General features: G+C 64.8%; 8 protein-coding genes. All 8 read left to right on the top strand.

The genetic code is table 11. The annotated features are described in order from the left end of the window. Nucleotides 1-67 precede the first annotated feature (67 nt). The 8 genes from GTP45_RS24120 to GTP45_RS24085 all read left to right on the top strand — a co-directional run bounded on the left by GTP45_RS24120 (nt 68) and on the right by GTP45_RS24085 (nt 12,743). Entirely contained in the window at nt 68-769 is a 702-nt protein-coding gene (locus tag GTP45_RS24120; RefSeq protein WP_161016411.1) for a response regulator, read from the top strand. Continuing rightward, complete coding sequence (locus GTP45_RS24115) at nt 766-2,286, top strand: sensor histidine kinase (protein ID WP_161016410.1); 1,521 nt, start codon at nt 766-768, stop codon at nt 2,284-2,286. Before GTP45_RS24120 ends, GTP45_RS24115 begins: the two co-directional genes overlap by 4 nt. A 103-nt stretch (nt 2,287-2,389) precedes the next feature. Next, nucleotides 2,390-2,638, top strand: coding sequence for a DUF4212 domain-containing protein (locus tag GTP45_RS24110; RefSeq protein ID WP_371874509.1), 249 nt, complete (start codon nt 2,390-2,392; stop codon nt 2,636-2,638). Then, nucleotides 2,635-4,692 (top strand): sodium:solute symporter family protein, encoded by a 2,058-nt coding sequence (locus GTP45_RS24105; protein WP_161016408.1) that lies wholly within the window; start codon nt 2,635-2,637, stop codon nt 4,690-4,692. Before GTP45_RS24110 ends, GTP45_RS24105 begins: the two co-directional genes overlap by 4 nt. 74 nt (nt 4,693-4,766) lie before the next feature. After that, on the top strand, nt 4,767-6,779 hold the full coding sequence (locus GTP45_RS24100; RefSeq protein WP_229258609.1) for an alpha/beta hydrolase family protein: 2,013 nt from the start codon (nt 4,767-4,769) through the stop codon (nt 6,777-6,779). After that, entirely contained in the window at nt 6,776-8,758 is a 1,983-nt protein-coding gene (locus tag GTP45_RS24095) for an alpha/beta hydrolase family protein (RefSeq protein WP_229258608.1), read from the top strand. Before GTP45_RS24100 ends, GTP45_RS24095 begins: the two co-directional genes overlap by 4 nt. Next, complete coding sequence (locus GTP45_RS24090) at nt 8,755-10,755, top strand: alpha/beta hydrolase family protein (RefSeq protein WP_161016406.1); 2,001 nt, start codon at nt 8,755-8,757, stop codon at nt 10,753-10,755. The genes GTP45_RS24095 and GTP45_RS24090 overlap by 4 nt, the downstream gene beginning before the upstream one ends. After that, nucleotides 10,752-12,743, top strand: a complete 1,992-nt coding sequence (locus tag GTP45_RS24085) for a S9 family peptidase (RefSeq protein ID WP_229258607.1) — start codon at nt 10,752-10,754, stop codon at nt 12,741-12,743. The genes GTP45_RS24090 and GTP45_RS24085 overlap by 4 nt, the downstream gene beginning before the upstream one ends. Nucleotides 12,744-12,787 lie beyond the last annotated feature (44 nt).

Genomic DNA, 12,787 nt, shown 5'->3' with positions numbered 1-12,787 from the left:
TTTGTATTTCTTTGCGAAAGCACAAAAAGTCGCCAAAATAGGGGCTTGTGCAGCCGGAGTGTTTTACATGCGTATTTTACTTGCCGAGGACGATAGCGTACTGGCCGACGGTCTGACCCGCTCGCTGCGCCAGTCGGGCTATGCCATCGATTGCGTAAGAAATGGGCAGGAGGCCGATACCGCCCTGTCCACCCAGGAGTTCGACCTGCTGATCCTGGACCTGGGCCTGCCCAAGCTGTCCGGGCTGGAAGTGCTGCGCCGCCTGCGTTCGCGCGGCTCGCTGCTGCCGGTGCTGATCCTCACCGCCGCCGATTCGATCGAGCAGCGCGTCAACGGCCTCGACCTCGGCGCCGACGACTACATGGCCAAGCCGTTCGCCCTGTCCGAGCTGGAAGCGCGGGTGCGCGCCCTGACCCGGCGCGGCGCCGGCGGCGGCGCCACCGTCATCAAGCACGGCCCGCTCAGCTACGACCAGGTCGGCCGCAGCGCCTACATCAACGAGCAGATGCTGGACTTGTCGGCGCGCGAGCTGGGCTTGCTGGAAATCCTGCTGGCCCGCACCGGCCGCCTGGTCTCGAAAGAGCAACTGGTCGACCACCTGTGCGAATGGGGCGAGGAAGTGAGCAACAACGCCATCGAAGTCTATGTGCACCGCCTGCGCAAGAAGATCGAGCTCGGCGGCGTGCGCATCGCCACCGTGCGCGGCCTCGGCTACTGCCTCGAGAAATTCAACCCCGCCAACGCGGAAGCCGGGGACGGCCACAAGTGAACCAGTCGCCGGAAGCCGCCGAACTGGAGTACCAACCGCCGCCACCCGAGGCGGACGAAGACATACAACACTCCCTGTTCGGCGAAATCCTCGACTGGATGCTGGCCCCGCTGCTGCTGCTGTGGCCGATGAGCATTGCCATCACCTACCTGGTTGCCAAGTCGATTGCCAACCAGCCCTTCGACCACGCGCTGGAAGACAGCGTCACCGTGCTGGCGCAGCAAGTGCGCTCGGTGGACGGCAAGGTCATCAAGAGCCTGTCCGGCTCGGCGCGCGATATCCTGCGGGCCGACGATATCGACAACGTCTACTTCCAGATCCAGGGCCCGCGCGGCGAGCACATCGACGGCGACCGCGACATGCCGCAGCCGGTGCTCGATGATGAAGACAAGACCAGCTCCGGCGGCGTGCGTTTCCGCAACGACAATATGCACGGCACGCCGGTGCGTATCGCTTTCGCCTACGTGCAGCTCGAGCGCAGCGACGGCAGCACGCCGCAGCTGGCGCTGGTGCAGGTGGCGGAAACGCTGGAAAAGCGCGCCCAGCTCGCCAACGCCATCATCAAGGGCGTGATCCTGCCGCAGTTCATCGTGCTGCCGATTGTGCTGGCTTTAGTTTGGTTTGCCCTGGCGCGCGGCCTGTCGCCGCTGGCGCAATTGCAGGAACGCATACGCGCGCGCAGTTCGGAAGACTTGAGTCCGATCGCCTCCAACCAGGTGCCGGAGGAAATCTCGCCGCTGGTGCGGTCGCTCAACGAGATGCTGGCGCGGTTGTCGCTGAATATCGACATGCAAAAGCGCTTCATTGCCGACGCCGCGCACCAGATGCGCACGCCGCTGGCCGGCATGCGCATGCAGTCCGAGCTGGCCCTGCGCCAAACCGACAAGGGCGAAATCCACCGCTCGCTGGAGCAGCTGGCCAAGAGTTCGGAGGCGGCCACGCGCCTGGTCAATCAATTGCTGGCACTGGCCCGCGCCGAGAATCAGCCGCAAAGCGGCAGCGCCATGCAGCCGCTCGACCTCGGTGACCTGGCGCGTACCGTGGTGCAGGACTGGGTACAAGCCTCGTTTGCGCATCGCATCGACCTCGGCTTTGAAGCGCCGCCGGCGCCGCTGTCCATCACCGGTAATCCGACCATGCTGCGCGAGCTGCTGTCCAACCTGATCGACAACGCCATGCGCTACACGCCGGCCGGCGGCAGCGTCACCGTGCGCGTGCGCAGCGATGAACTGGAACACGCTTATTTGGAAGTCGAAGACACCGGCCCCGGCATCGCGACGGCCGAGCGCGAGCGCGTATTCGAGCGCTTCTACCGCATCCTCGGCAATACCGCCGAGGGCAGCGGCCTCGGCCTCGCCATCGTGCGCGAAATCGCGCAGCAGCACGGCGCCGAGGTCGACATCTTCAACAACCCGCGCGCCACCCAGCCCAAACTGCCGGGCGCGCTGTTCCGCCTGACCTTCCCGCTGCCGCCCGCACCGCCGGAAGAAAACGAAGAACCACCGCACTATGGATAAGCCCACTCCGCCCACTAGCGCCGGTGTCACGCCGCACGGCCCGGGCGCCGCCGCCACGCCCCCCATTGCCGGGCCCGCGACGGCCAGCAACCAGGCCAGCGCCGTGCCCTCGCAGCGCCTGTCACGCACCGCGCACTGGCAACGCGCACGCCGCCTGACCGCGCTGCTGCTGACGCTGTGGCTGCTCACCGGCTTCTGCGCCGCCTTCTTCGCGCGCGAGCTGGCCGGCCTCAGCGTATTCGGCTGGCCGCTGTCCTTCTACCTGGCGGCGCAGGGCGCATCGCTGGTCTACCTCGCCATCCTGGCCTTCTACGCGTGGCGCATGCGCAAGCTCGACAAGGAATCCGCTTGAAGCCCGCCCGCACCTTCTTCCAGCGCCTGCGCTATTACTACAGCCTGTTCGCCGCCGGCTTCGCCTGTTTCCTGATCGCGCTGGCCGCGCTGGAGCAGGAAGGCATGCCGCGCGTATGGATCGGCTACCTGTTCATGTTTGCCACCATCGTGCTGTACGCGCTGATCGGCGTCATCAGCCGTACTTCCAACGTGCTGGAATACTATGTGGCCGGGCGGCGCGTGCCGGCCATGTTCAATGGCATGGCCACGGCGGCCGACTGGATCTCGGCCGCCAGCTTCATCAGCCTGGCGGGCGGGCTGTACCTGCACGGCTTTGATGGCCTCGCCTACATCATGGGCTGGACCGGCGGCTACTGCCTGGTCGCGCTGCTGATCGCGCCCTACTTGCGCAAGTTCGCCCAGTACACCATCCCCGACTTCCTGGCCGAGCGCTACGGCGGCGCCGAGCAGGCCGACCACGGCGGCGGCCGCGCCGTGCGCATCCTCGCGGTGGCGGCCACCATCACCGTCTCCTTCATCTACGTGGTGGCGCAGATTTACGCCGTGGGCCTGATCGCCTCGCGCTTTACCGGCGTAGATTTCTCGGTCGGCATCTTCCTCGGCCTGGCCAGTATCCTGGTGTGCTCCTTCCTCGGCGGCATGCGCGCCATTACCTGGACGCAGGTGGCGCAGTACATCATCATCCTGGTGGCGTTCCTGATTCCAGCCATGTGGCTGTCGGCCAAGCACTCGGACAACCCGATTCCGCAAGTTGCCTACGGCAAGCTGCTGCCCAAACTGAGCGCGCGCGAACACGTGCTGCAAGAAGATCCTAAAGAAGCCGAGGTACGCGCCATCTACCGCCAGCGCGCCGCCGATTACGAAGCGCGCCTCAAGACCCTGCCGGCCTCGTGGGAAGCCGGCCGCACCGACGCCCAGCGCAAGCTGGACAGCGTCAAGGCCCGCAACGCCTCGCTGCTGGAAATCCGCAGCGCCGAGCGCGAGCTGGTGGCCTATCCCAAAAACGCCGATGAGGCCGAGCGCATGTGGACCGAGGCGCGCGAGCAAAACCTGCTGCACGCCGAACCGATCACGCCGCACGCCACGCCCTACCCCGGCGACAAGGCAACCTCGGACACCAAGCGCAACAACTTCCTGGCGCTGGTGTTTTGCCTGATGCTGGGCACAGCCGCGCTGCCGCACATCCTGATGCGCTCCTATACCACACCGTCCGTGCATGAGACGCGGGTGTCGGTGTTCTGGACGCTGTTCTTCATCCTGCTGATCTACCTGACCATCCCGGCGCTGGCGGTGCTGGTCAAGTACGACATCTACAACTCGCTGGTCGGCCTCGACTACACTCACTTACCGAACTGGGTCTCGTACTGGGCCAATGTCGACAAGCTCAACCCGCTGTTCAGCATCAGCGACATCAACCGCGACGGCGTGGTGCAGCTGGCCGAAATCACCATCGACGCCGACGTGCTGGTGCTGGCCACGCCGGAAATTGCCGGCCTGCCTTACGTGATCTCCGGGCTGGTGGCGGCCGGCGGCCTGGCTGCGGCGCTGTCGACGGCGGACGGCCTGCTGCTGGCTATCTCCAACGCGCTGTCGCACGACGTCTACTACAAGCTGGTCGACCGCAGCGCTTCCACGCAAAAGCGCGTGACCATTTCCAAGCTGCTGTTGCTGGCGGTGGCCTTCATTGCCGCCTACGCAGCCTCCACCAAGCCGGGCGACATCCTGTCGCTGGTCGGTGCGGCCTTCTCGCTGGCCGGCTCGACGCTGTTCCCGGCGCTGGTGCTGGGCGTTTTCTGGAAGCGCGCCAACCACCAGGGTGCGATTGCCGGCATGACGGTTGGCTTCCTGGTTTGCCTGTACTACATGCTGCACACCAATCCCATCCTGGGCGGCAGCGCGGCCAACCAGTGGTTCCACATCGCGCCGATTTCGGCCGGCATCTTCGGCGTGCCGGCCGGCCTGCTGACCATCATCGCCGTCAGCCTGCTGACGCCGCCCCCCGGCCGGCAGACTGTGGCTCTGGTCGATTACATCCGCGCACCAGAACGATAAAATACACTTTGCTTGTGGCGGATTTGATAACTTGATGCTATTGTGCATTGGTTACCGATTTCGCAACCATGCATATGCGCTTCACTCCTTTCCTGCGCGCCGCGGCATTGGCCGGCGCCTTCCTTGGCGGCCACGCATTGGCCGCCGAGCCCGCACCGCCCCGGCCGACCATTGCCGACTTCTTCAACAACCCGGAATTCAGCGACGCCTTGCTCTCGCCCAGCGGCAAGTACCTGGCCGTGCGGCTGGGCCGCAAGGACAAGCGCGACATGCTGGGCGTGGTTGAGCTGGACACCAACGCGGTCAAGGTGGTCGGCAATTTCTCCGACGCCGACATAGGCAAATACGCCTGGGTCAACGATAACCGCCTGGTGTTCACCGCCACCGACAAGGACTTGGCGCAGGGCGACATGCGCTATGCGCCCGGCCTGTACGCGATCAACCGCGACGGCACCGGCTTCCGCCAGCTGGCCATGCGCAACGGCAAGCCCTTCATCACCAGCGGCAGCACCCTCGGCGTGCGCGAACTGCTGCCGTGGCACACCTACCTGATGGACGAGGAAGGCGCGCAGGATTCCGATTACATCTACGTGCAAGACCGCGACCTCAGCGGCCCGGGCCAACTGAACCACATCAACCTGGTGCGCCTGAATACCGTCACTGGCCGCACCGCCGGCGTCATCGACCGTCCCGGCGACAGCACCTTCTGGATGCTGGACTTCAAGGGCGAGCCGCGCCTCACCATCGTCAGGGACAAGGGCACCAGCAGCATGTACTACCGCGACCCGGCCAGCAAGGAATGGCGCAAGCTGGGCGACTTCGACAGCTATACCGGCAAGGGCGCCAGCTTCCGCCCGCTGGCCTTCGGCCCGGACGGCACGCTGTACGTGGTGTCCTGGCATCACAGCGACGTGTCGGCGGTCTACACCTACGATATCAACAGCGGCAAGCTGTCCGACAAGCCGCTGGTCAAGCTGGACGGCTTTGACTTCAGCGGCCAGCTGATCATGGATCAGCACAAGCTGATCGGCATACGCCACCTGACCGATGCACTGTCCACCACCTGGCTTGATCCGGCCATGCAAGCCATGCAGAACGAGATCGACAAGATGCTGCCCAATACGGTCAACTTGCTAACCTTGCCGAAGCGGCGCGAGTCGCCGTGGGTGCTGGTGACGGCCTACGCCGACATCTGGCCCAAGCGCATCATGCTGTACAACAGCGAGACCAGGAAGCTGACCGTGGTTGGCGAATCGCATCCGGCCATCTCGCCCAACGCCATGGCGCAAACCAATATGGTGCGCTACAAGGCGCGCGACGGCCTCAGCATTCCAGCATGGCTGACCCTGCCGCGCAACGGCAGCAAGAACTTGCCGATGGTGGTGCTGGTGCATGGCGGCCCGTACCTGCGCGGCAGCAGCTGGGGCTGGGATGCGCAGGCACAGTTCCTCGCCTCGCGCGGCTACGCGGTGCTGGAACCGGAATTCCGCGGCAGCACCGGCTTCGGCGCCAGGCATTTCGTCGCCGGCTGGAAGCAATGGGGCTTGAAGATGCAGGACGATATTGCCGACGGCACGCGCTGGGCCATCGCCCAGGGCTATGCCGACGCCAAGCGCATCTGCATTGCCGGCGCCAGCTACGGCGGCTACGCCACGCTGATGGGCCTGATCAACGATCCCGATCTGTACAAATGCGGCATCGAGTGGGCCGGCGTCACCGACATCAACCTGATGTACGACGGCAGCTGGAACTTCCTGTCCGACATGCCGGACGGCTACAAGCAATTCGGCATGCCGCAGCTGGTGGGCGACCAGGTCAAGGACGCGGCGCAATTGAAAGCCACCTCGCCGCTGGAACAAGCAGCCCGCATCAGGCAGCCGCTGCTGATGGCCTACGGCACCGCCGACATGCGCGTGCCGCTGCCGCACGGCACCAAGTTCTACAAGGCCGTCAAGCAAACCAACCCGAACGTCGAGTGGGTGGAGTACGAGGAAGAAGGCCACGGCTGGAAACTGCCGAAAAACCGCATCGACTGGTGGGGCCGGGTTGAAAAATTCCTGGATAAAAATATCGGAGCAACACATTGAGTTTTAGCCGTACGCTGCTGGCAGCCCTGCTGCTGGCGGCGGCCGCTGCGCCAGTCCATGCCGCAGCGCCGCCGATTTCCGCCTTCTTTGATAACTCCCCGTTTAACGGCGCCATGCTGTCGCCGGATGGCCGCTACCTGGCCGCCTTCATCGGCGCCAACGACAAGCGCGACGGCCTCGCCGTGGTCGAGCTGGACACCCTGAAAGCCACCATGGTGGCGCAGTTTTCCGATACCGACATCGGCCGCGCGCAGTGGGTCAACAACGAGCGCCTGATGTTCAGCACCACCGACAAGACGCGCGGCCAGCGCGACCTGCGCTACGCACCCGGCCTGTACGTGGTCGACCGCGACGGCAAGCACTACCGTCAACTGGCGCTGCGCCGCAACGAATTCCTGCGCTCCAGCGACGACAACCGCGACCTGCTGCCGTGGCACACCTTCATGCTGGATCAAGCCGGCGCCCAGGACAGCGACTACGTCTACGTGGCCGATGCCGGCTACAGCAAGGAGTCCGGCAACAGCGAAGACCTGCTGCGCCTGAACACCCGCAACGGCAAGGCGGTGCCGGTGGACCATCCCGGCACGGCGCGCTCGTGGCTGCTCGATCAAAACGGCGAGCCGCGCCTGATCACGACACTGGACAAGAATATCGAGAGCCTGCTCTACCTCGATCCCGCCACCCAGCAATGGCGCACGCTGATCAGCTTTGACGCCTACAAAGGCAGCGCCAACAGTTTCTCGCCGCTGGCGTTTGGCCCGGACGGCGCGCTGTACGTGATCAGCAACGCCGGCCGCGACCAGAGCGCGCTGTACCGCTACGACTTGAAAAACAACCAGCTGCCCAAGCAGCACATGGTGGAGCTGGACGGCTTCGACTTCCGGGGCAAGCTGATCATCAGCAAGCAGCGCCTGCTGGGCGTGCGCATCCATAGCGACGCCGAGGGCACGGTCTGGTTCGATCCGGCCATGCAAGCACTGCAAAAGCTGATCGATGGCCGCCTGCCGGGCACGGCCAACCTGATCACCCCGCCCACCCGACCGGAAAGCGCGTGGGTGCTGGTGGAATCGTATTCCGACAAACAGCCGCGCCGCTACCTGGTCTACAACACCGAAACCAAGCGCCTGAGCGAGGTGGGCCGGGTTGCCGCGCAAATCAAGGCGGCCGACATGGGCCCGTGCGAGCTGTACTACTACAAGGCGCGCGACGGCTTGCAAATTCCTGCCTGGCTGACCTTGCCGCCAGACGGCGCACAGAAAAACCTGCCGCTGGTGGTACTGGTGCACGGCGGCCCGTGGGTGCGCGGCGGCAGCTGGGACTGGCGCCCCGACGCCGAGTTCCTTGCCTCGCGCGGCTACGCCGTGCTGGAGCCGGAATTCCGCGGCAGCACCGGCTACGGCTGGCAGCTGTTCCGCGCCGGCTGGAAGCAATGGGGCTTGAAAATGCAGGACGACATCGCCGACGGCGCGCGCTGGGCCATCGCCCAGGGCTACGCCGACAGCCAGCGCATCTGCATTGCCGGCGCCAGCTACGGCGGCTATGCCACGCTGATGGGCTTGATCAAAGACCCGGACTTGTACAAATGCGGCATCAACTGGGTCGGCGTCAGCGACATCAACCTGATGTACGACGGTGGCTGGTTCTACAGCTCGGATTTGTCGAGCGACTGGAAACAGTACGGCATGCCGGTGCTGATCGGCGACCAGGTCAAGGACGCCGAGCAATTGAAAGCCACCTCGCCGCTGCTGCAGGCCAACCGCATCACGCAGCCGCTGCTGCTGGCCTACGGCGGCGCCGACATGCGGGTGCCGATCAACCACGGCCTCAAGCTGTATGACGCCGTCAAAACCAGCAATCCCAAAGTCGAGTGGATCGAGTACAGCGAGGAAGGCCACGGCTGGGCCTTGCCGAAAAATCGCATCGACTTCTGGGGCCGCGTTGAAAAATTCCTGGATAAAAACATAGGATCTCCAAAATGAAACTGAGCATTACCATTGCCGTACTGGGCGCGCTGGCAGCATTGCCGGCCGCCGCACAAACTGCCGTGACCGCGCCCGGCGCCATTCCGGTGGCCGCATTTTTTGAGAACGCCAGCTTCAGCACCCCGCGTCTGTCCCCGGACGCCAGGCAGATCGCCATCAAAGTAGCCGGCAAGACCGGGCGCGTGCGGCTGGCCGTGACCGATGCGGCCAGCCGCAAGACCAAGGTGGTGGCCGCGTTCGACGACGCCGACATCAGCAGCTATCACTGGGTCAACGACCATCGCCTGGTGTTCGACGTGGCCGACCTTGGCACGCCGCAAGGCGACACCCGCTGGGGCGGCGGCCTGTGGGCGGTCAACAGCGACGGCAGCGGCCTGCGCCAGCTGGTGCGGCGCGACAGCAACTACAATGACGGCATCACCAAATTCAACGACAAGCTGCTGCCGTGGAATACCTTCATCCATGAGGGCATCGGCAACCTCGACAGCGACGACGTCCTGGTCACGCAATACGAGTACGGCGGCACCGGCTGGATGAACCAGATCGCCCTGCTGCGCCTGAACACGGTCACCGGCAAGTACAAGACCTATGGCCATCCGGCCGATACTTTCGACTGGGTGGTGGACCGCCAGGGCACGCCGCGCATCACGGTGGCGTACCGCGATAACCAGCAAGTCATTTTCCACCGCCAGCAGGAAGACCAGCCCTGGACCCAGCTGGCCAGCTTTGCCTTGTATCCCAGCACCAAGGAAGCATTTGATCCGGTGACCTTCAGCCCGGATGGCACGCTGTATGTGCGCGCCAACCTGCAAGGCGCCGATGCGCTGTACACCTACGACATCGCCAACCGCAAGCTCAGCGAGAAGCCGGCCATCAGCCTGCCAGGCTATGACTTCCGTGGCAGCATAGAGTACGACCAGAACAAGGTACAGGGCTATCACTACGAGGTCGACGCCAAAGGCAGCTGGTGGGTGGACGCCAAAATGAAGGAAGTGCAGCAGGCGGTCGATGCGCTGCTGCCGGCCACCAACAATATCATCAGCACCGCGCTGCGGCCGACCGCGCCCTATGTGCTGGTGACCTCCAGCTCGGATGTGCAGCCGGCCATCTACCGCATCTACAACACCGAAACGCGCAGCCTGAGCATGCTGGGCGCCTCGCACCCGGCAATTGCGCCGGAGAGCATGTCGTCGACCACCATGGTGCGCTACAAGGCGCGCGACGGCATGGAGATCCCGGCCTACCTGACCACGCCCAAAGCCGGCAACGGCAAGAAGCTGCCGATGGTGGTGCTGGTCCACGGCGGCCCGTGGGTGCGCGGGGTGGGCTGGGACTGGGAAGCGCAGCGCCAGTTCCTGGCCTCGCGCGGCTATGCCGTGCTGCAGCCGGAATTCCGCGGCAGCACCGGCTATGGCAGCCAGCTGTTCCGCGCCGGCTGGAAGCAATGGGGCTTGAAGATGCAGGACGATGTCGCCGACGGCACGCGCTGGGCCATCGGCCAGGGCATTGCAGACAGCAAGCGCATCTGCATCGCCGGCGCCAGCTACGGCGGCTATGCCACGCTGATGGGCCTGGTGAACGATCCCGACCTGTACAAATGCGGCGTGGCCTGGGCCGGCGTGACCGACCTGAATATCCTGAAGAACGGCCATTGGAGCGCGGAGTCGACCTGGTCGAGCGGCGGCACCTACCAGCGCTACGGCTTCCCGGTGCTGATCGGCGGCGACGCAGCGCAGCTGGCAGCCACCTCGCCGCTGCAGCAGGCCGCCCGCATCAAGCAGCCGCTGCTGCTGGCGCACGGCGGCGCCGACCAGACCGTGCCCATCATCCACGGCACGGCCTTCAAAGATGCGGTCAGCAAAAATAATGCGGCGGTGGAATGGATCTTCTATGCCGACGAAGGCCACGGCTGGTACTTGCCGCAAAACCGCATCGACTTCTGGGGCAAGGTGGAAAAATTCCTCGATAAAAATATCGGAGCGTCCGCGCCATGATGCCTTCCCGCCTGCTGCGCACCGGCGCGCTATTACTGGCTTGCGCATGGCCGCTGGCGGCCGTGCGGGCGGCCGCCCTGCCGCCGGCCAGCGCCTTCTTTGAAAACAGCAGCTTCAGCACGCCCAAGCTGTCGCCGAGCGGCCGCTACCTCGCCACCCTGGTGTCCCAGCCGGGCCAGCGCTACCGGCTGTCCGTGGTCAACCTTGAGGACATGAGCGTGAAGGTGGTGGCCATGTTCGAAGATGCCGACGTCGGCTACTTCGACTGGGTCAACGACCAGCGGCTGGTGTTCAATACCACTGACAGCAAGGTGAGCTTCAGCGACGAGCGCCTGGCGCCGGGCCTGTACGCCGTCAACCGCGACGGCACCGGCTACCGCCAACTCACCAATGTCGGCTTCTACCATAATGACCGCGTGCTGGACTGGAACCACTTCCTGCTCGGCCAGCCGGGCAAGCAGGATAGCGACGAGGTCTACGTGGTCAAGACCATGTACAACGCCGCCTACACGGAAGTCACCAACCACGTGCTGCTGCGCCTGAACACCGTGACCGGCCGCGCCGTCACCGCCAGCAGTCCCGGCCAAGCCAGCGGCTTCCTGCTGGATCAGGAGGGCGAGCCGCGCCTGGCCTACAACGATATCGGCAACCGCCACGTGGTCTACCTGCGCGAGGGCGAGAGCTGGAACAAGCTGCTCGAAAGCGAACTCTACGGCACCACCACCTTTAATCCGGTCGGCTTCGGCCCGGATGGCACGCTATACGTGTCGGCACGCCGTCACAGCGACAAGACCGCGCTGTACCGCTATGACACGGCCAAGCAGCAGACCGCCGCCGAGCCGCTGGTCGGCATGGATGACTACGATTTCCTGCCGGACTTCGGCGGCGGCGACGACGACAGCCTGATCGTGCGCGACAACAAGCTGGTGGGCGTGCGCTATAGCGCCGATGTACATGGCGTGGCCTGGCTGGACGCCAAGAGCAAGGCGCTGCAAGACAAGGTCGACCAGCTGCTGCCGGGGCTGGTCAACGTGATCACCCTGCCGCGCCGGCCGGCAGTGCCGTGGGTGCTGGTCAGCAGCTACTCCGACGTGCAGCCGCTGGTGCACCTGTTGTACAACACCGAGAACGGCAAGCTGACCAAAGTCAGCGCGAGCCGCAACGCCATCCAGTCCGCGCAAATGGGCCGGCAGGAACTGGTGCGGTACAAGGCGCGCGACGGTTTAAGCATCCCGGCTGTGATCACCTACCCGCGCGGTGCGCCGAGGAAAAACCTGCCGTTGGTGGTGCTGGTGCACGGCGGCCCCTACGTCCACGGCACTGACTGGGGCTGGAACGCCGACGCCCAATTCCTCGCCTCGCGCGGCTACATGGTGCTGGAACCGGCTTATCGCGGCAGCACCGGCTATGGCTGGAAGCACTTCCGCGCCGGCTGGAAGCAGTGGGGCCTGAAGATGCAGGACGATATTGCCGACGGCGCCCGCTGGGCCATCGCGCAGGGCTATGCCGACAGCAAGCGCATCTGCATTGCCGGCGCCAGCTACGGCGGCTATGCCACCTTGATGGGCCTGGTGAACGATCCCGACCTGTACAAGTGCGGCATCAACTGGGTCGGTGTCACCGACATCAACCTGATGTACACCGGCGCGTGGAGCGCCAAATCCGACCTCAGCGACCGCTGGAAAGCCATGGGCATGCCGGTGATGATCGGCGACCCGGTGAAGGATGCGGCACAGTTGAAGGCCACCTCGCCGCTGGAACAGGCGGCCCGCATAAAGCAGCCGCTGCTGATGGCCTACGGCGGCGACGACCAGCGGGTGCCGATCTATCACGGCGAAAAATTCCTCAGCGCGGTCAAGGCCGTCAACCCGAACGTCGAGTGGATCGTCTACGAGAAAGAAGGCCACGGCTGGCGCCTGCCGGAAAACCGCATCGACTTCTGGGGCCGGGTCGAGCGCTTCCTGCAGAAGAATATCGGCACGCCCTGAAGTTCGCGCTATAGTCTCGGTGCAGCAAGCCTTTCTAAAAACTA

The organism is Duganella rivi, assembly GCF_009857435.1.
Classification (GTDB): domain Bacteria; phylum Pseudomonadota; class Gammaproteobacteria; order Burkholderiales; family Burkholderiaceae_D; genus Rugamonas; species Rugamonas rivi.
The sequence above is the reverse complement of the archived record's forward strand: the minus strand, read 5'-3'. Positions and strand labels throughout refer to the sequence as shown.